A 20283-nucleotide genomic window follows, 5' to 3' on the forward strand; every position below is an offset into this window, starting at 1 on the left:
AATGTTCTGTGTTAATATATATCTGTTTGACACAGAGGAGGTGGGTAAATGACGATTTTGAAATATGTCCTCATGGTACTTTTTGTACTGGTGTGTATTATTGCAACCGTTCTGGTTCTGATGCAGGAAGGCAGATCTCAGGGACTTGGTGCTATCGCAGGTGCTGCAGAGACTTACTGGGGTAAGAATAAAGGACGTTCCATGGAAGGAAATCTTGTGAAATGGACGAAGATTCTGGCAGTAGTTTTCTTCTTGCTGGCAATCGTTCTGAATCTGGATATTTTTTAATATTCAGAAGACTGCGAATGTCTCTGAATAACTTTACAGATTTACAGGGCACTCTTGGACATCAGGAGTGCCTTTTGTTATCTGATGAAATAAGAAAATGTAAGTGAGGTGAAGATCATGACTGGTGAACAGAAGAAACAGAAAAAGGAAATGCTTGTGGAACTGATGAGCAATGACTTGTATGTACCGATGAAGATCAAGGAACTGGCGATCCTTCTGCAGGTTCCCAAGGAACGGAGGCAGGAATTACAGGAAGTGCTGGATGAACTGATGCTGGAGGGTAAGATAGAGGTTTCGGCAAAAGGAAAGTACAGTCTTGGTAAAGGTAAGCTTCTGACGGGGGTCTTCACTGCACATGCAAGAGGCTTTGGCTTTGTAACTGTAGAAGGAATGGAAGATGATATTTTTATTCCGGAACAGGAAGTACATGGAGCACTTCATCAGGATGTGGTGCAGATCGTGGTAAAGCCGGGGCAGAGTGGTAAGCGGCGAGAAGGTTCTGTGAAGCAGATTCTGACCCGAGGAACTACTCAGCTGGTAGGTATTTATCAGCAGAGCAAGAATTATGGATTTGTGATCCCGGATAATGACCGGTTTGCCAGAGATGTATTTATTCCAAAAGAAGCCTCTAAAGGGGCTATGAATGGACATAAAGTAGTCGTTCTTTTGACAGATTATGGTGATGAACGTAAGAATCCAGAGGGAAAAATCATTGAGATCCTGGGGCACATTACCGATCCGGGAACAGATGTGCTTTCTATTGTAAAAGGATATGATCTGCCGACAGAATTTCCGGAAAAGGTCATGAATCAGGCGGAACGTGTGCCTGACCAGATCAGTGAAGCGGATATGGCAGGCAGAATGGATCTAAGGGATGTACAGATGGTGACGATCGATGGGGAAGATGCCAAAGATCTGGATGATGCCGTGTCTCTGACCATGGAAGGAGACAAGTATGTACTGGGTGTGCATATTGCAGATGTATCCAATTATGTACAGGAGAAAAGTGCCATGGACCGGGAAGCCCTGAAGCGCGGAACCAGTGTATATCTGGTGGACAGGGTGATTCCTATGCTGCCCCGCAGACTGTCCAATGGAATCTGCTCTCTGAATGCAGGGGAGGATCGTCTGGCATTGAGCTGTATCATGACCATTGCCCCTAAAGGAAACATCGTTGACCATGAGATCGCGGAGACTGTGATCCATGTGGATCAACGTATGAGTTATACCGGTGTTCAGAAGATCCTGGATGGAGATGAAGAGACCGTGAAGAAATATGAAGTACTGGTGCCAATGCTTGTACGGATGAAGGAACTGGCAGCACTTCTTCGGGAAAAGAGACGGGCAAGAGGATCCATTGATTTTGATTTTCCGGAGACCAAGGTGATTCTCAATGAAAAGGGGGAGCCCATAGAGATTCGCCCATATGAGAGAAATACAGCCACCCGCATTATTGAAGATTTTATGCTGGCAGCCAATGAGACGGTGGCGGAGGACTGTTTCTGGCAGGAATTGCCATTTGTGTACCGGACGCATGATAATCCGGATCCGGACCGGATGCGCAAACTTGCGGCCTTTATCAATAATTTTGGATATTCTATTCATCTGAAGGATGACGAGGTGCATCCGAAAGAACTGCAAAAGCTGTTGGCAAAGCTGGAGGAGACACCGGAAGAGGATCTGATCAGCCGGCTTACGCTGCGCTCCATGAAACAGGCAAAATATACGACAGAGTGCACCGGGCATTTTGGTCTGGCCGCCAAGTATTACTGCCATTTCACATCACCGATTCGAAGATATCCGGATCTGCAGATCCATCGGATCATCAAAGATGTGCTCCGGGGTCGGATGAACGGAACAAGAGAAGAACATTACCGGAGTATTTTGCCAGAGGTGGCCCGTCAGTCCAGCGAGCGGGAACGGAAAGCGGACGAAGCTGAACGGGAGACCATCAAGCTTAAAAAAGTAGAATATATGAGTCACCATCTGTGGGAAGAGTTCGATGGAGTGATCAGTGGGGTAACTGCCTGGGGCATTTATGTGGAACTTCCCAATACAGTAGAGGGACTGGTACGCACAGCCTCTTTACAGGGTGATTATTTCGAGTATAATGAAAGTGCATGCGCAATGGTCGGTGTACATACCGGAAAGTCCTATGCCATTGGACAGAAGGTGAAAGTGCAGGTGACCGGCGCAGATAAAATGACTAGAACCATTGATTTTGAACTGGTGGAAGGAATCAGGAGCACAGAGGAATATGGCGAAGGATAGTATTAAACTGATAGCAAACAACAAAAAAGCGTATCATGATTATTTTATCGAGGACACCTGGGAGACGGGCATTTCTTTACATGGTACGGAGGTAAAATCCCTTCGTATGGGAAAATGCAGTATCAAGGAATCTTTTGTAAGGATTGAGAAGGGTGAGGTGTTTGTCTATGGCATGCATATCAGCCCTTATGAAAAAGGAAATATTTTCAACCGCGATCCGCTTCGGGTGCGGAAGCTTTTGCTGCACAGAAGCGAGATCAACAAGATCGTCGGAAAGATCGCAGAGAAAGGTTATACACTGGTGCCGCTGAAGGTGTATTTCAAAGGCAGTCTTGTGAAAGTGGAGATTGGTCTGGCAAAAGGTAAGAAACTATATGATAAGCGTGCGGATATTGCCAAGAAGGATATCCGAAGAGAAGCGGAAAAAGAGTTTAAAGTAAGAAACCTTTATTAAGGCACAAAAATACAAAGGGGAAGAGAAGATATGGTATCATTTATCGGAGCAGGCCCGGGTGACCCGGAGCTTTTGACAATCAAAGGGAAGAAGATCATTGACAGCGCAGATGTGATCATTTATGCAGGATCTTTGGTGAATCCGCAGGTTCTGGCTGGAGCAAAAGAGGGAGCAGTGATCTATAACAGCGCTACCATGCATCTGGATGAAGTGATTGATGTAATGAAAGATGCGGAAAGCAAAGGTCTGAAAGTAGCCAGAGTCCATACGGGTGATCCGGCGATCTATGGAGCGCACAGAGAGCAGATGGACAGACTGGATGAGCTGGGTATCGAATATGAAGTAATTCCTGGTGTCAGCTCTTTCCTGGCAACTGCAGCAGCATTGAAGAAAGAGTACACACTTCCGGGCGTGAGCCAGACTGTGATCCTGACCCGTATGGAGGGTCGTACGCCTATGCCACCGAAGGAGAAACTGATCGATCTGGCACAGCACAATGCGACCATGATCATTTTCTTAAGTGTAGGTATGCTGGATGAGATGTCTGCGATCCTTCGTCAGGCATATCGACCGACTACACCGGTAGCTGTGGTATATAAAGCAAGCTGGGAAGATCAGAAGATCGTAGTCGGAGATCTGACCAATATTGCAGAGCGTGTGAAAGCGGCTGGTATTCATAAGACTGCACTGACGGTTGTGGGAGATTTCCTGGGGGATGAGTACGAGCTGTCCAAGCTGTATGATAAGACCTTTACAACAGAATTCCGTAAAGGAGTGACAGACTAATGGATATCTCGCTGATCAGCATCAGTCACAAGAATGCTCCGCTGGAAGTGCGGGCTCGTTTTGCATTTCCGGTGGAAGCGCAGGAGGAACTGATGCGGCAGGTAATTGCGCGGAATATAGCGGAGGAGTGCGTATTTATCAGTACCTGTAACCGTACCGAGATCTATACCTATCATGCCTGTCCAGGCAGCAATTTTATAAAGATGCAGGCATTGCTCTTTGAATTTGCCGGAATTCAGGTGGAGGAAGAGATGGGCGACTATGTCCGTATGTATCAGGGAAGCAAAGCCATTAAGCATCTGTTCCATGTGGCAGCAGGACTGGATTCCATGGTGATGGGAGAAGACCAGATCCTGGGACAGGTAAAGCGTGCTCATGAGCAGGCGCATCAGATCGGAACCTGCGGGGTATATCTTAACACCCTGTTCCGTTATGCAGTGACTGCAGCAAAGAAAGTAAAGACAGAGACAGATCTGTCCAGAACAACGGTATCCATGGCTACCATGGCTATCAAAGCAGCTGAGCAGGGCTTGGGGACACTTCACGGAAAGAAAGTTATGCTGATCGGTGCATCCGGCAAGATCGGCGGTGTCGTACTGAAGAATCTGCAGTGCATTGAAGGAGCGGAAGTCTGTATTACGTCCAGGAATATGAGTCAGGCTAAGGAAGATCATCATCATCGGATCACATATCAGGTCATGGAGTATGACAATCGTTATGAACTGATGGATGAGATGGATGTGATCATATCAGCTACCGCAAGTCCTCATTATACAGTGACTTATGGAAAGCTTTCCAAAGTTCTGAAGACAGAGAAGCCTCGTGTACTCATTGACTTGGCAGTGCCCATCGATATTGAGGCCAAGGTGAAGCAGATCCCTGGAGTAAAGCGTTTTGACGTGGATGATTTCCAGGAGCTGGCAAGAGTTAACAATGAAAAGAAACAGCACGAAGTCCAGGCAGCAGACCAGATCTTGGCTGAGATCCAGAAGGATTTTGAACGCTGGATGGTATTCCAGTTATCCTTGCCGAAGATCGAGCAGTTGAAGAAACGGATGCTGGAAGAGGCAGAGAAAAAAGGATTTGAGAGAGCCATCGACAAGATGCTTTATAAACTGAGAGATCATTCAGAGCCATCAGAGCTCTACGCATTTTTCAGTCATATGGAGGAGAACGACTAATGGGTAAATTATATGTAGTGGGCTTTGGCCCGGGCGGATATGAGCATATGACCGCAAAATGTATTGACGTGATCAAAAATGCAGATGTAGTGACCGGTTATACCACCTATGTTAATATTTTAAAAGAGTATTTTCCGGATAAGAATTATATTGCCACTCCGATGATGCAGGAAGTCAAACGCTGTGAGATGGCAGTGGAAGAGGCGATGAAGGATCAGACAGTTGCCATGGTATCCAGTGGTGACAGTGGTATCTATGGGATGGCAGGTATCATTTATCAGGTGGCAGAGGAAAAAGGTGCACAGATCGAGATCGAGACTGTTCCGGGTGTGACAGCAGCCAGTGCAGCAGCATCTGTGCTGGGTGCACCGCTGATGCATGATTTTGCAGTGATCAGCTTAAGTGATCTGATGACTCCGCTGGATCTGATCATGAAACGTGTGGATTGTGCAGGGCAGGGAGACCTGATCGTATGTCTTTACAATCCGAAGAGTAAGAAACGTGTAGATTACGTGGAAAAAGCAGCTGATATTCTGATGAAATACAGAAAGGCAGAGACTCCGGTGGGCATTGTCCGCAATGCAGGAAGAAAAGATGAGAGTCACTGTATTACCACACTGGGGGCATTGAAGGATGCTGATATCGATATGTTCAGCGTTGTGATCATTGGTAATTCCCAGACTTATGAGAAAAACGGAAGAATGATCACACCGAGAGGCTATCGGTTATAAAGGAGAAGTATCAGATGCAGAAAACGATCAGGATCGGCACCAGAAAGAGTAAACTGGCTCTGGTGCAGACCCATATGGTAGAAAAAATGATATTGGAGGCATTTCCGGATCTGAAGATTGAGGTCTGTGAAATGTCTACGAAAGGGGACGAGCTTTTAGACCGCTCGCTCCTTTCTTTTGGAGGAAAGGGAGTATTCACCCAGGAACTGGAAGCAGCTCTACTGCAGGGACAGATCGATCTGGCTGTACACAGTGCCAAAGATATGCCAATGGAATTCCCGGAGGGTCTTGGTATTGGTGCAGTCCTGAGACGTGGTCCGGTGGAAGATGTGATCGTGACTAAAGACGGTACTTTATTAAAAGATTTGAAACCGGGCAGTGTGGTAGGTACCGGAAGTCTTAGAAGAGAGCTGCAGATCAAAAAGATCAATCCGTTGATTCGGGTAAAACTGATCCGCGGAAATGTGCAGACAAGACTCCGGAAGCTGGAAGAAGGACAGTACGATGCCATTGTGCTGGCGGCAGCAGGCCTTGACCGGTTGGAATTGTCTGATGAAAATCAGTGGAAATTTGAGCATTTATCTTCAGAAGTCTGTCTTCCGGCGGCTGGTCAGGCGATTCTGGCAGTGGAGAGCCGCAATGGAGATTTAAGAAAGGTTCTTAACGCAATCCATGACAAACGTGCCTGGGTAGAACTGTGTGCAGAGAGAGCCTTCTTAAAAGCCATCGGCGGAAGCTGTAATGCACCTGCAGCAGGACTTGCACATCTGGATGAAAATGGAGTGCTTCAGATGGATGCCCTGTTTGCACCGGATCAGAAGCATTACCGGAGAGTCAGCGGAACTCTTGAGACTGGATTTGACGGCAACAAAGGCGTCTGTCTTGGTGAAGAACTGGCAGAGAAGCTTATGCAGGGAAAGGTCTGGCTGGTAGGCGCAGGCCCTGGGAATATGGATCTGGTCACACAGAAATGTCTAAGATGCATCCGTCAGGCGGATGTGATCATCTACGACAGCCTGGCAACAGATTCTCTTCTCAATGAAGCACGCATGGACGCAGAACTGATTTACGCTGGAAAACGGGCGGATCATCATCATCTGCGTCAGTGGGAGACCAATGCGCTGCTCATCGAGAAGGCGAAGGAAGGAAAAAATGTGGTCCGTCTGAAAGGCGGCGATCCGTTTATCTTCGGAAGAGGTGGCGAAGAAGCACAGGAGTTACGGGCTGCAGGCATCGAATATGAGATCGTGTGTGGGGTATCTTCCTGCTATGGAGCACCGGCTTATGCAGGAATCCCGGTGACTCACAGGGATCATGCATCCTCTTTCCATGTGATCACCGGTCATGAGGGAAACCACAAATCCGGAACTGTTCTGGATTATGCAACGCTGGCAAAGGAAGAAGGAACCCTGGTATTTCTGATGGGACTGAAAAACCTGCCATCCATTGCATCCAATCTGATTGCCAATGGCAAGGATCCGAAGACACCAGCTGCAGTGATTCAGGAAGGAACGACCGCCAGACAGAGGGTGGTGACAGGAACACTGGAACGGATCGCCGAGATTGCAGAGGAAGAGCAGATCAAGACTCCGGCAATCACGGTAGTCGGTGATGTGGTAACTCTGCAAAAAGAAATTAAATGGGTCGACAGCAAGCCTCTTTACGGAACCCGTGTGCTGGTGACAGCCACAGAGCAGATGAGCAGACATCTGTGTGAAGTGTTGGAAGAGGAAGGCGCAGAGGCTGTCGCATTCAGTCTTATTGAGACAGAACCGTTACATACAGAAGCTATTGAAAAGATGGCAGAAGAGGTGGAATCCTACAGTTGGATCGTACTGACCAGCAACAACGGTGTTCGTATTTTCTTTGATGCGCTGAGAAAGCAGGGAAAGGATGTGCGAAGCCTTGCTGACTTGAAGTTTGCAGTGATCGGTGCAGCCACAAAAGAAGAACTGGAGAAACATGGAATATTTGCAGACTTTGTTCCTTCCAGATACAGCAGCCGTGAACTGGCGGCAGAGTGGATCCCGACTCTTCGGGCAGACGAGAAAGTGCTTCTGGCAAGAGCGGAAGAAGCATCCGAAGAATTGTCTGATGCATTGAAAGAGGCAGGCATCGATTATGAAGATGTGGCGTTGTATCATACAGCGGTGGATCAACGAAAGAGCGAAGAGCTGAATCGAATCCTGCCACAGGTAGATTATGTAACTTTGTGCAGTGCATCTGCAGTACGTGCTTATGTGTCCATGCTGGATGAAGTAGGAAGGCAGTCAGATCCAAGAATCATCTGTATCGGACCGGTCACAGAGCGGGCAGCAAAGGCAGCTGGACTTACAGTACATCAGTCTGCAGTTGTCTATACAGCAGAAGGCATCAAAGATGTGCTTCTCTATGATAAAAGAGTGGTAAAATAAAGCGTTCCTCGGGAATGCATATAAAAATACAGGAGCAGAAAGGAGCCGGGCATGGCAATACACGGCGGAGATATCTACGGAACAGACATTCAGAAGACAGTGGAAGAGGGAAAAGAGATTCTTGATTTTTCTGCTAATATCAATCCGTTGGGAATGCCGGAGTCGGTACGACAGGCAGTCATGACGAGTCTGTCGGCGGCAGAACACTACCCGGACCCGGAATGCAGGAAGTTAAAGCAAGCGCTGGCCAGACGGCACGGAATAAAGAGAGAAAGCCTGATCTGCGGCAATGGCGGGGCAGAACTGATCTATCGGCTGGTCTATGCGCTGCGACCGAAGAAAGCACTTCTGACAGCCCCTACCTTTGCAGAATATGAGGAAGCACTTCGACAGACAGATACGGAATGCATTTTTTATGAGATGCAGCCGGATCTTCAGATCCGGGAAGATATTCTGGATGAGATGGACAGCTCACTGGATGTGATGTTTGTCTGCAATCCCAATAACCCCACAGGAATACTTACCCCCAGATCATTGTTGGACCAGATCCTGAAAAAAGCAGAAGTCTGCGGTATTCTCCTGGTGTTGGATGAGTGCTTCCTAGATTTTACGGATCAGGAGTCCCAGTCTTTGATTCCACAGGCGGTAAAGAGCCAGCATCTCTTTATCTTAAAATCTTTTACCAAAATGTATGCCATTCCGGGTATCCGTCTTGGATATGGAATCAGCGGAAATAAAGAACTTATAGAGAAGATGGAGAAAAGTGGTCCCTGCTGGAATGTAAGTGTTCTTGCATCAGAAGCAGGAATCGCAGCTTTGCAGGAAGTGGAGTATTGTGAGCAGGCTCGCCGTCTGATCTGCAGAGAACGTGAAAAATTGAAGGAAGGACTTAAAATCTTTGGTTTTCAGGTCTGGAATGGACAGGCTGATTACTTATTTTTCCAGACTCCCGGTATCACTGATCTTTATGAACGGTTGCTGCCGTACGGAATCCTGATCCGTCGATGCAGTAATTACAGGGGACTTGATAAGACACATTACCGTATTGCTGTGAAATCTCCGGAAGCCAATGAAAAACTGCTGGAAGTCCTGCGGAAAGTGTTGACAGAATCGTATTCTTGAAAAGGTGACAGAAGTAAGAGGTGCAGATATGAAGATTCAGATATTACAGATGATAGAGGGAGCCAGAAAGGCGAGAGGTCTGACCGTTGTGATCGATGTATTCCGTGCATTTTCACTGGAATGCTATCTGATGGCAAAGCATCCATCCAGACTTTGCCCTGTGGGAGCAGAACAGACAGCCCGTGATCTGAAGATGCGGTATCCAGAGGCGGTATTGATCGGAGAACGTCATGGAGTGATTCTTCCAGGATTCGAGTATGGCAATTCACCGTCCCAGACTGAAGCGGCAGAACTGGAAGGAAAAATGCTGATCCACACCACCAGTGCCGGAACACAGGGAATTGTGAATGCATCAGGAGCGACAGAGATCCTGACGGGAAGTCTGGTGAATGCGGCAGCCATCGCTCGCTATATTAAAGCATCTGATGCAGAAGAAGTGTCACTGGTTGCCATGGGCTGGGAAGGTAAAGAGGAGGCACCGGAAGATGTACTGTGTGCCAGATATATCAAAAGTCTTCTGGAAGGAACCTCTATGGATATGGAAAAGGAACTGAGCATGCTTAGGGTAACGCCGTCAGGGGCGAAATTCTTTAAGTCTGAAACGCAGGATGTATTTCCAGAAAGGGACTACTGGATGTGTACCGATGTGGATCGGTTTGATTTTGTACTGAAAGTCAGCCAGCTTGAAAAAGATATCTTTGAAGTAAAGAGGATCGATATATAGGAATATGTGAAAATGCAGGTATTCTTCAGAATTTCTTTAGAAATACCTGCATTTGTTTTTAAGAAACCATCTGTATCATAAGCAGTGCAAAAGGGCAGGAGAGTGTGAAAAATGGAGAAATATCATGTGTTAGTCGTAGAGGATGACAAGGAAATACGAGACGGAATTGAGATCTATCTGAAGAGTCAGGGATATGAAGTGTTCAAGGCAGCAGACGGAATCGAAGGACTGGAGATCATATACAGGGAGGAAATCCATCTGGCAATCGTGGATGTGATGATGCCGAGAAAAGATGGGATCCAGATGGTCATGGAGATGCGGAAGGATTATGATTTTCCGGTGATCATGCTGTCGGCCAAATCAGAAGAAGTTGATAAAATCCTGGGGCTGAATATGGGTGCGGATGATTATGTGACAAAACCATTTACCCCGCTGGAGCTGTTGGCCAGAGTCAATTCTCAGCTCCGACGGTACAGCAGATATCTGGAAAAGCTGGCTCAGGGTGGCAAGGACAGTGAAGAAGAACAGCATATCTACCGGATCGGTGGACTGGAACTCAATGAAGAGAAAGTAGAACTTCGGGTGGATGGTGTGCCGGTGAAAGTTACTCCTATGGAATACCGGATTCTGCTGCTTTTGATGAAACATCCGGGCAGAGTATTTTCCGCAGATGAGATCTACGAACGGGTCTGGAATGAAAAAGCAGTAAATTCGGATACGATCATGGTTCATGTCCGCAATATCCGTGAAAAGATCGAGATCAATCCGAAAAATCCAAAATATTTAAAGGTGGTGTGGGGTGTTGGCTATAAAATGGAAAAACAATAGTGTCAAAGGAATCCTTCTGGTGCTGGTCTGTGCCATGCTGGCAAGTACAGCCATGTGCAATGCGTATCCTATGTTTCGGGAAAAGGCACAGGCGAATATCACAGAGATGAAGCAAAAGCAACAGGAAGATACGACGACATATCTTCTGGATATGGATGAGGATCTGGAACGGTATTTATTATCTTCTATCTATTATCTGAACTATGAGATCACGCCGGGCATGGACGCCTATGCGTATTTTACCCAGAATTATGATGTGGAGAAATTAAGCGAAGCAGATCAGGAACAGTTGTCTAAAGCAGCCGCAAAACTTATGAAAGCCATGAGAAATCAGTATGTGACAGAGCACAACATGGATGATTACAATGGCTTTGCCGATGGAGTGGAGAAAAGCTTTGGACAGGATCCTACCGGTGAACTGCAGTCTGCCATCTATAATCCCAATCTGACGGCGAATACTTATGCGGCAGGGATCGTGATCTCCTATGACAGCCGGGGAATCCCTTCTGTCCGGAATGCCTGGGGAATTGTCGAGGATTATGAGGAACTGATCAGTGACCTGACTCATGCATCTGTCGGAAAGCTTATGGATGACAACGGCATGGATGAGGACGGCTCTTACGACTCTGAAGAGGAAGATGTGGCTTATACCGAGATCACTGTAGAAGATGTGACGGAGACTTATGAAGATGCGATTGATTCATCGATATCTGATTATCAGGTAACTCAGGAGAGCAATGCCCTGCTCCGGCAGCTTCCGCTTCCTATGATCCAGAATACCACATTTGCGTTCGGAATCATGAACCAGAACGGATACAGCGATCAGGACTGGCGTGATTACTGGATTGACAGAGATGCCTATCTGAGAAGCGGCATCGTGACAGGTGGGATCCTGATCACAGTATTTATGGTGATTCTGGCACTGATCCTTCAGAACCTGTCGTCTCTGGAACTTCGAAAAACCCATGTGTTCTGTCTGCCTACAGAAGTGACCGCGATTCTCTGGGGCGGAGGTATGGTCATGACAGCTGTGGTGTTTGATACACTGGCGATCGAAACGTTACATAATGGCGCCGATGGACTGGCTGGTGTACTGGCAGATAGTTTTGGCCTGGGAACTGCGTCAAATGGTGCGGCTGTGTTCCTGGTCTGGCTGGCCTGGACTGCTTACGCACTGGGCTGGTACTGGATGATGGCAGTGGCGATGCCTTATCTTGCACATCCGATCCGTACCCTGAAGGAACGGTGGCTGCTGATCCGTTGTTTTAGGAAAGTCAAAACATGGTGCATAAAGCTTTGGCATTGGGCTACAGAGATTCAGCTTGGGAAAGATCTGACGAAAACAATTTTAAAACTGGTGGCAGTCAATGGGCTGATCGTCACATTGCTGTGCTGTATCTGGTTTGGCGGGATCGTAGGGGCAGTGCTGTATTCCATCCTGTTATTTATCCTGATCAAAAATAAATGCGGCAAGATTCAGGAGGAATATTACAGACTGTTGGATGCGACCAGGCAGATTGCAGCCGGAGATCTGAACACTTCTATGAAGGAAGAAATGGGATTATTTAATCCCGTCCGGGATGAACTGGCATCCATTCAGGATTGCTTCCAGAAAGCGGTACAGGAGGAAGTCAGAAGCCGGAATATGAAGACGGAACTGATCACCAATGTGTCCCATGACCTGAAGACACCGCTGACAGCGATCATTACCTATGTGGACCTTTTGAAAAAAGAGGATCTGACCGATGAGGAGCGCCGGGAGTATGTGGATACATTGGAGAAAAAATCCAATCGTCTGAAGGTGTTGATCGAGGATCTGTTTGAAGTGAGCAAGGCGACAACTGACAATCTGGTCATGAACTATGCAGAGGTGGATCTTGTCAATCTGATCAAGGAAGTACGCCTGGAGAATGAGGATAAGATAACCTCCAGTTCACTGGATTTTCGTTGGAATCTGCCGGAAGAGAAGTGTATCCTCCGACTGGATCCACAGAGGACATTCCGTGTGTTCGATAATCTGGTGCAGAATATTCTGAAATATTCCATGCCAAATTCCCGAGTGTATATTGCGTTGCAGGATCAGACCACGCAGGTGACGGTATCCTTTAAAAATATGTCGGCAGTTGAGATGAATTTCACACCGGAAGAGATCACCGAGCGATTTGCAAGAGGCGATCTGTCCCGCAATACAGAAGGAAGCGGACTTGGTCTTGCGATTGCCCAGAGTTTTACGGAACTGCAGGGCGGTGAGTTTAAAGTGGAGACCGATGCAGATCTGTTCAAAGTAACGATCACATGGAAGAAACAGTCGCAGACAAAAGAAAATACGGAAAATTAGGAAACTACAGAAGATATTACTGAAATAACTTGTTAACTCAGATAGAATATGTTACTATTTGTAACAGTGTTATAAAAGCACAGATGCGGGTCGGACAAAATGATTGCATTTTGTCCGGCCTTGTATTGTGTGAAGATGCTGAAAATTAAAAAAATAACTATGGAGGGATCTGACATCATGTTAGAGAAAGTGTTTAAGCTGAGGGAGAATCACACTACAGTGAAAACAGAGATTCTGGCAGGTATTACTACATTTATGACCATGGCGTATATCCTGGCAGTCAATCCGAACGTATTAAGTGCAGCGGGCATGGATCGAGGAGCTGTATTTACCGCGACTGTACTTGCTTCATTTCTGGGAACGGCATGCATGGCATTGTTTGCCAACTATCCGTTTGCTCTCGCACCAGGTATGGGACTTAATGCATATTTTGCATATACAGTAGTCATCGGTATGGGGTATCCGTGGCAGGCAGCTCTGGCAGCTGTATTTGTAGAAGGTCTGATCTTCATTGTACTGTCTGTATTTAATGTAAGAGAGGCAATCTTCAATTCTATTCCTATGAACCTGAAAAAAGCGGTATCTGTAGGAATTGGATTCTTTATCGCATTTATCGGCCTGCAGAATGCCAAAATCGTAGTTGGCGGTGCAACGCTGGTACAGCTGTTCTCACTGGATGCAGTTGAGGGTGCAACGATGAATGATGCAGGAATCTGTGTCCTGCTGGCGATCATTGGTGTATTTATTACAGCTATTCTGGTGCTCAAAGAAGTAAAGGGAAATATCCTCTGGGGTATTCTGATCACCTGGCTTCTGGGCATTATCTGTCAGTTTACCGGTCTGTATGTACCGAATGCTGAGATCGGATATTACAGTCTTCTGCCGGACTTCTCCGCAGGACTGTCCATTCCGAGCCTGGCTCCGATCTTTATGAAGCTTGACTTTACAGCCATTCCGATTGCTGAGTTTGTAGTGATCATTTTTGCATTCCTGTTCGTGGATATTTTTGATACTCTGGGAACCTTGATCGGTGTGGCTTCCAAGGCAGACATGCTGGATGATGAAGGCAGATTGCCACGCATCAAAGGTGCTTTGATGGCAGATGCGGTTGCAACGACCGCTGGTGCTGTGATGGGTACTTCCACCACAACCACTTTTGTAGAGAGTGCATCCGGAGTTACAGAAGGAGGAAGAACAGGTCTGACTTCCATGACCACGGCGATTCTGTTCCTGCTGTCTCTGCTGTTGTCCCCGGTGTTCCTGGCTATTCCGTCCTTCGCAACTGCTCCGGCACTGATCATCGTAGGATTCTACATGGTAAATCAGGTAGGTCTGATCGATTTTACAGATTATGCAGAAGGCATCCCGGCATTCATCTGTATCGCAGCAATGCCGTTCTTCTACAGCATCTCTGAGGGTATCTCCATGGGTGTGATCTCTTATGTAGTGCTGAATCTGGTGAGCGGAAAAGCAAAAGAGAAGAAGATCAGCCCGGTCATGTATGTACTGGCAGTGATGTTCCTGCTGAAATATGTACTGATCTAAACAGTGTAATATGAGTAAATGAAAATTACGGTATTGGTGAAATATCGAAGAAGAAAAAAGACCGGCAGAAATGTCGGTCTCTTTTTCATGGAATATTATCGCAAGCTTAAAAAGCCCGGATATTATCATCTTCTTCATCGCTGGTATCTTTGATCTCTCTAATCTCTACTTCGTAACTATAATCTGAGCTGACCGGAATCATCACCTTATCGCCTACATGATGGCGAAGCAGTGCTTTGCCAAGGGGGGATTCAATGCTGATGAGATTCTTCATGGAATTACCGCGGATGCTGGTTACGATTTTATAAGTCTCGCATTCGTCATCTTCTGGAATATAGACAGTCACAGTCTTGTTCAGTCCAATCTCATCAGAAGTAGTATGATCTTCTACAATTACTGCATTTTTCAGAACTCTTTCCAGATAGCGGATCCGGCTGTTGTTAGTTCCGTTTTCCCTTTTGGCTGCAGAATATTCAAAGTTCTCACTTAAATCGCCCTGGGCTCTGGCTTCGCGTACTGCATCCAGAATTTGTGGACGAAGCACCAGCTTCCGGTGGTCGATCTCAGCCTGTATTTTTTCAATGTCTTTTGGCGTAAGCTTTTCTTTCATAATAGATCATCCTCCTTGCCTCAATAGCATTACTATATCACAAAAACGAGGAAAGGAACATCATTCTTTGATGATTCCGGTATAACTCCTTCCCATACTGGAAACAATTTCCATATCATATAATAAAGAGTCTGACAAGGAGGACTTATGATGCAGAAAGTGAACATTCAGTTTCGGGATATTGATTCTGTCCGTGCATTTGTCAATATTATCAATCGGTTTGACGGGGAATTTGATCTTGGCAGAGGTAATCGGCTTGTAGATGCCAAATCTATTATAGGAATCTGCAGCTGTGACCTTTCCAGACCTGTGGAGTTACTGATCCATTCTGATGACAGGCGGATATTGGATGCATTGCAAGGGTACATTGTGTAGGAAAATATACTTTATAACTTCCGATTTTGCACTTGATTATACTTCGGTATGCCGATATAATAAATGCATATGGAGGTGGCACCATGATTATTGATGACATTCTTAAAGATGCGAAAATGAGTCGGTATAAGTTAAGTAAAGTCAGCGGTGTTCCGCAGACGACAATATCAGATATTTGCAGCGGAAGAACAAAAATGGAGAAATGTTCTGCAGGGACGTTGTATAAACTTGCAAAAGCTCTGAATGTGTCGGTTGATGCACTTCTGGAAGCAGATGAGCAGAACAGTACATTAAAAGTGGATTATCGGGTTTCTTTTGAAACATTTAAGAGCAATACCTGTCATCAGGTAAAGGATAAAGGGGACCTTGATTTTATTATTGAGACGTTGGAGACGAATCGAATCAGGGAACTGTACAGAAAAAAATGGTATGCAGAATCATTGTATTTACTTGGAATGGTAGATTATCTTTCCAGAGTAAACGATTTGCCGGTGTGTACAAATTATAATGACATACGAAGTAAGAAACTGGAGCAGGAAGTGTATCCTTCCAGTGTGCTGATTCGGGCGGCAGTGACACATAATGACGAGGTAAAGAAGGAGGCAAAAAAGAAAGCAATTCCTGAATTTTTACGATTTAACATTGTGGAGAGCGAGGTAAGAAATATTGTCTGATACATTATTTACCCGTGATAATCTGGATAGTTGTCTGAAAGAATTAGCGAAAGAATTTCGTAAGATAAACGGGTCTAGAATTCCTGCAGAGATTATTTTGATCGGTGGGGCTTCGGTGCTGATCAATTATGGCTTCAGAGAGATGACTTATATGGTGGTTATGATAAGATTCCAGAGTCTTCACGCATATTTATAGAAGCTACTTATCAAAATTTGGATCTGGAAGAACTGTATAAGAAGATTCGTGAGGAAGAACGGCAAAATAAAGATATTTTGCTTGAATTTCAGGATCATTATCCGGAAGTCCTGAATGGAGACAATCTTGCAGATATTTTAAAAGCGGCGAAAGCTAGGAAAAATGCTACATTTCCTCCACTTGACGCATACGCTGATCATAACGTATAATTAAAAAATTGAATTGCATAAATAACGCATAATGACATATGAGATAAAGGAGCAAAGACAAATGGCAAGTTTGTGGGGCGGAAGATTTGAGAAAGACATGGATGAGCTTGTAAAAAAATACAATGCATCCATCTTTTTTGATCAGAGAATGTACAATGAGGATATTGACGGCAGTATTGCCCATGTGACCATGCTGGGCAGACAGGGCATCGTATCCGAGGAAGAAAAAGAGCAGATCATTGCAGGTCTGAAAGAGATCAAACAGGAGATCGCAGATGGCAAGATCGTATTTAATGTGGATGATGAAGATATTCATATGGGTGTGGAGAGCCGTCTGATCAAGAAGATCGGTGATGTGGGCAAGAAGCTACATACATCCCGAAGCCGTAACGATCAGTGCCAGGTAGACACCCGGCTGTATCTGAGAAAAGAGATCTATGAGATCCTGAACAGTCTGTGCTATCTGGAGAGCGTGATCCTTAAGAAGGCAGAGAAATATGCAGATCAGATTACGGTTGGTTTTACTCATTTGCAGCATGCACAGCCGATCACCATCGGATTCATCTTTATGGCATATTTCCAGATGTTCAAGCGTGACATCGAGCGTCTGAATGATGCACTGGAGAGAATGAATTACAATCCGCTGGGAGCCTGTGCACTGGCAGGAACTACCATGCCCATTGACCGTCATCTGACCAGTGAGCTGCTGGGCTTCAAAGCACCGACAGAGAATGCTATGGATACAGTCAGTGATCGCGATTACAGCCTGGAATTTTTAAGCGATGCATCAATTTCCATGATGCATCTGTCCCGCTGGGCAGAGGAGTTCGCATGGTGGAATTCTTCTGAGTTTTCTTATATTGCCATTGATGACAGTTTCTGCACGGGAAGTAGCATTATGCCCCAGAAGAAGAACCCGGATATGGCAGAGCTGATCCGTGGAAAAGTGGGTCGTGTATACGGAGATCTGATGCAGCTTCTGACTGTTATGAAAGGAACTGCGCTGGCTTACAATAAGGATTTCCAGGAGGACAAAGAGAGTCTGTTCGATGCAGTTGATACGTGGAAAGCAACCATTGATATTTTTGCAAAGATGTTAGATAAGACGGAATTCCGTATGGATCAGATTGAGAAGCAGTTAGGCAAAGGTTTCTTGAATGCAACAGATATCGCAGAACATTTTGCAAAACAGGGGATTCCGTTCCGTGAGGCACATTCTATTGTTGGACATATGGTAAAAATGTGTGAGAATAAGAATTGCGATTTTGAAGATCTGACAGATGAAGATCTGCAGTCGATCGACAGTCGTGTGACCAAAGAGCTTCTGGGCGATATCAGCATCAAGAACTGTGTGGATGCACGGGTATCCTTCGGCGGAACTGCTCCGTCTGAGGTGCGTCGTCAGATCAAAGTCGGCAGAGAATGGCTGAACAGTCTGGAGAAATAATTCAATTATGAAGATTGCTTTGGGACAGATGCATATCCGTTGGGAAGATAAGGCGGCAAATCTTGCCAGAGTAGAGAACTGGGTGGAACTTCTGAAAGAGAAGAACATAGATCTCTTCGTACTGCCGGAGATGAGCCTTACAGGGTTTTCCATGCATACGGAACTGACAAAAGAGACAGATAACATCACAGTGGCAGAAGCAGAAAGACTTGCCCGTAAGTATCAGATGGCTGTGGGAATCGGCTGGGTGAAAGATGTGGGAAAGTTCTGCGAGAACCGATATTCCATTGTGACACCGGAAGGTGAGATTCTGGAATACACGAAGCTCCACCCGTTTAGTTACAGTGGGGAAGATCGGTATTTTCAGGGAGGGACTTTACTTCCGGTGTGCGAATATAGAGGATATCATCTGGGAGTGCAGATCTGTTATGATCTGCGTTTTCCGGAAGCCTTTCAGGCTTTGTCCCGTCAGGCAGATCTGATCCTTGTCCCGGCAAACTGGCCGGGAAGAAGACGTGAGCACTGGATCAGTCTTTTACAGGCGAGAGCCATCGAAAACCAGTGTTACATTGCAGGAGTAAATTGTGTGGGAGATATGGATGGTCAGACATACACGGGGGATTCAAGACTGTATGGACCAGATGGAGCGCTGTGCAGCGGGGAGACATTGATGCCTGCCGATGCACAGCCGGGCGAGTGTGCGTTTATTTATGAGATTGACGATCAGGTAAAGAAAGTCAGAACACAGTTTCCGGTAAAGAAGGACCGGAGAGACGCACTGTACCGTCAGTTTTATGAAATATAAGAATTCCCATAGACTTACAGAGAATATACAAAACAACAGATGGGGAAGGTAAAAACATATGTATGAAAGTGGAGATCAGGCAAAAAAGGGAACCAACCAGGAACTGGAAATTCTGGCGTCCATGACATCAGAGGAGAGAGATCTTCTTCTGGGAAGAGTTCAGCCTTTTATGAAGCTGATGATGCAGTATCGTTGTGCGATTCGTGAGATGGAGACCAAGCTGCAGGTGTTAAATGATGAGTTTTCCCTGCAGCATGAGCGAAATCCATTTGAGTCCATTGAGAGTCGTGTCAAAGAACCTATGAGTATCATTGAAAAAATGCGTCGCCGGGGCTGGGATCTGACTGTAGATAATATTGAAGACAAGTTAAATGATGTGGCAGGTGTCCGCGTGATCTGTTCCTTCGTGGAGGATATCTATTATCTGGCAGATATGCTGGCAGCGCAGGATGATCTGAATGTGCTTCAGGTGAAGGATTATATCAAACATCCCAAAGATAATGGATATCGTAGTCTCCATCTGATCATCGGTATTCCGATCTTCTTATCCAGTGAGAAGAAATATGTGCGGGTAGAAGTGCAGTTTCGTACGATTGCCATGGACTTCTGGGCGAGTCTGGACCACAAGCTGAAATACAAGAAAAATGTAAAAAATCCGGAACTGATCGCAGCAGAGCTGAAAAAATGTGCTGATACCATCAGCAGTGTGGATCTGCGCATGCAGGAGATCCGTAATATGATGGAAGAAGGGGAAATGTAAGATATTTCAGATAATCTTTCGGAAATCTTAATAATTTCATTGCCTGAATTTAAAAAACATGGGTTATACTACTCCCATCAAGACAGAAAGAGGGTGGCAGTGATGCTCATAGGAAAAGTTCGGATGATTTATTTGCTGACAGCTATGCTGGCAGTAGGTGCAGGGGCAGGATTTGCATCTCATGAAGAGACCATGCTGCAGGTGCAGGCTGCAGAAGAAGCTGCCCTGGAGGAAAACACGCAGACAACGGGATACAGCACCGGTTCTATGGAAAAAGAGTATAACAGACAGTGTCAGACCGAGGAAGAACTGACAGAGACACTAGAGGAAAAAGAGACTTCCGGTGCAGATACGGAAGAACTGGATAATCTGAAAGGACAGATCCGAAATGTACAGCTTCAGCAGCAGATTCTGAAAGCCAGAATGGAAGCACAGGGCTAGACAAGTAACATTTGGTACAGTATAATATCATACATGTAAGAGAAGAGGGAATGCTTACAGCATTCCCGTTTTCGTGTCTGAAAA

At 45.9% G+C, this 20283-nt stretch carries 21 protein-coding genes; 20 read left to right on the forward strand and 1 reads right to left on the reverse strand.

Features of this window, described 5'->3' with window-relative positions; all coding sequences use genetic code 11:
* The first annotated feature begins 48 nt into the window (after nt 1-48).
* The 12 genes from secG (at nt 49) to WMO62_RS01885 (ending at nt 14682) form a co-directional block, all read left to right on the forward strand.
* Complete coding sequence (secG, locus tag WMO62_RS01830) at nt 49-288, forward strand: preprotein translocase subunit SecG (RefSeq protein ID WP_349143608.1); 240 nt, start codon at nt 49-51, stop codon at nt 286-288.
* Between the two features lie 117 nt (nt 289-405).
* Nucleotides 406-2559 carry a ribonuclease R gene (rnr, locus tag WMO62_RS01835; protein ID WP_349143609.1) on the forward strand — a complete coding sequence of 718 codons (2154 nt, stop codon included), beginning with the start codon at nt 406-408 and terminating at the stop codon, nt 2557-2559.
* Nucleotides 2546-3013 carry an SsrA-binding protein SmpB gene (gene smpB / locus WMO62_RS01840; RefSeq protein WP_117495925.1) on the forward strand — a complete coding sequence of 156 codons (468 nt, stop codon included), beginning with the start codon at nt 2546-2548 and terminating at the stop codon, nt 3011-3013. Before rnr ends, smpB begins: the two co-directional genes overlap by 14 nt.
* A 30-nt stretch (nt 3014-3043) precedes the next feature.
* Entirely contained in the window at nt 3044-3799 is a 756-nt protein-coding gene (gene cobM / locus WMO62_RS01845) for a precorrin-4 C(11)-methyltransferase (protein ID WP_117495926.1), read from the forward strand.
* Nucleotides 3799-4980 carry a glutamyl-tRNA reductase gene (hemA, locus tag WMO62_RS01850; RefSeq protein WP_349143610.1) on the forward strand — a complete coding sequence of 394 codons (1182 nt, stop codon included), beginning with the start codon at nt 3799-3801 and terminating at the stop codon, nt 4978-4980. Before cobM ends, hemA begins: the two co-directional genes overlap by 1 nt.
* Nucleotides 4980-5711, forward strand: a complete 732-nt coding sequence (gene cobJ, locus WMO62_RS01855; protein ID WP_118438665.1) for a precorrin-3B C(17)-methyltransferase — start codon at nt 4980-4982, stop codon at nt 5709-5711. The genes hemA and cobJ overlap by 1 nt, the downstream gene beginning before the upstream one ends.
* A gap of 14 nt (nt 5712-5725) precedes the next feature.
* Nucleotides 5726-8125, forward strand: a complete 2400-nt coding sequence (hemC, locus tag WMO62_RS01860) for a hydroxymethylbilane synthase (RefSeq protein WP_349143611.1) — start codon at nt 5726-5728, stop codon at nt 8123-8125.
* Nucleotides 8126-8176: 51 nt separating this feature from the next.
* Complete coding sequence (gene cobD, locus WMO62_RS01865; RefSeq protein WP_349143612.1) at nt 8177-9247, forward strand: threonine-phosphate decarboxylase CobD; 1071 nt, start codon at nt 8177-8179, stop codon at nt 9245-9247.
* A gap of 28 nt (nt 9248-9275) precedes the next feature.
* Entirely contained in the window at nt 9276-9971 is a 696-nt protein-coding gene (locus WMO62_RS01870) for a 2-phosphosulfolactate phosphatase (protein ID WP_349143613.1), read from the forward strand.
* A 111-nt stretch (nt 9972-10082) separates the two neighbouring features.
* Nucleotides 10083-10799, forward strand: a complete 717-nt coding sequence (locus WMO62_RS01875) for a response regulator transcription factor (protein WP_118438669.1) — start codon at nt 10083-10085, stop codon at nt 10797-10799.
* The gene (locus WMO62_RS01880; protein ID WP_349143614.1) at nt 10774-13137 is read left to right on the forward strand and encodes a sensor histidine kinase; all 2364 of its coding nucleotides are present in this window, start codon (nt 10774-10776) and stop codon (nt 13135-13137) included. The genes WMO62_RS01875 and WMO62_RS01880 overlap by 26 nt, the downstream gene beginning before the upstream one ends.
* Nucleotides 13138-13314: 177 nt before the next feature.
* On the forward strand, nt 13315-14682 hold the full coding sequence (locus WMO62_RS01885) for an NCS2 family permease (protein WP_349143615.1): 1368 nt from the start codon (nt 13315-13317) through the stop codon (nt 14680-14682).
* A 106-nt stretch (nt 14683-14788) separates the two neighbouring features.
* On the opposite strand, the gene greA is transcribed toward WMO62_RS01885, so the two are convergent.
* Nucleotides 14789-15292 (reverse strand): transcription elongation factor GreA, encoded by a 504-nt coding sequence (greA, locus tag WMO62_RS01890; protein ID WP_349143616.1) that lies wholly within the window; start codon nt 15290-15292, stop codon nt 14789-14791.
* A 147-nt stretch (nt 15293-15439) separates the two neighbouring features.
* Here greA and WMO62_RS01895 point away from each other — a divergent pair, with 147 nt between their 5' ends.
* The 8 genes from WMO62_RS01895 (at nt 15440) to WMO62_RS01930 (ending at nt 20199) form a co-directional block, all read left to right on the forward strand.
* Nucleotides 15440-15667, forward strand: coding sequence for an HPr family phosphocarrier protein (locus tag WMO62_RS01895; protein ID WP_435390440.1), 228 nt, complete (start codon nt 15440-15442; stop codon nt 15665-15667).
* An 83-nt stretch (nt 15668-15750) separates the two neighbouring features.
* Nucleotides 15751-16341, forward strand: a complete 591-nt coding sequence (locus WMO62_RS01900; RefSeq protein WP_117495937.1) for a helix-turn-helix transcriptional regulator — start codon at nt 15751-15753, stop codon at nt 16339-16341.
* A complete protein-coding gene (locus WMO62_RS01905) occupies nt 16334-16537 on the forward strand; it encodes a hypothetical protein (protein WP_349143617.1) in 204 nt (67 codons plus the stop codon). The genes WMO62_RS01900 and WMO62_RS01905 overlap by 8 nt, the downstream gene beginning before the upstream one ends.
* A 17-nt stretch (nt 16538-16554) precedes the next feature.
* Entirely contained in the window at nt 16555-16746 is a 192-nt protein-coding gene (locus WMO62_RS01910; protein WP_349143618.1) for a hypothetical protein, read from the forward strand.
* A gap of 61 nt (nt 16747-16807) precedes the next feature.
* A complete protein-coding gene (gene argH / locus WMO62_RS01915; RefSeq protein ID WP_117495938.1) occupies nt 16808-18193 on the forward strand; it encodes an argininosuccinate lyase in 1386 nt (461 codons plus the stop codon).
* 7 nt (nt 18194-18200) lie between these two features.
* Nucleotides 18201-18998 (forward strand): nitrilase-related carbon-nitrogen hydrolase, encoded by a 798-nt coding sequence (locus tag WMO62_RS01920; RefSeq protein ID WP_349143619.1) that lies wholly within the window; start codon nt 18201-18203, stop codon nt 18996-18998.
* Between the two features lie 58 nt (nt 18999-19056).
* Nucleotides 19057-19758 carry a GTP pyrophosphokinase gene (locus WMO62_RS01925; protein WP_349143620.1) on the forward strand — a complete coding sequence of 234 codons (702 nt, stop codon included), beginning with the start codon at nt 19057-19059 and terminating at the stop codon, nt 19756-19758.
* A gap of 123 nt (nt 19759-19881) precedes the next feature.
* Nucleotides 19882-20199 carry a hypothetical protein gene (locus WMO62_RS01930; protein ID WP_349143621.1) on the forward strand — a complete coding sequence of 106 codons (318 nt, stop codon included), beginning with the start codon at nt 19882-19884 and terminating at the stop codon, nt 20197-20199.
* Nucleotides 20200-20283 lie beyond the last annotated feature (84 nt).

The sequence above is a fragment of the Hominiventricola aquisgranensis genome (assembly GCF_040096225.1).
Lineage (GTDB): Bacteria > Bacillota > Clostridia > Lachnospirales > Lachnospiraceae > Hominiventricola > Hominiventricola aquisgranensis.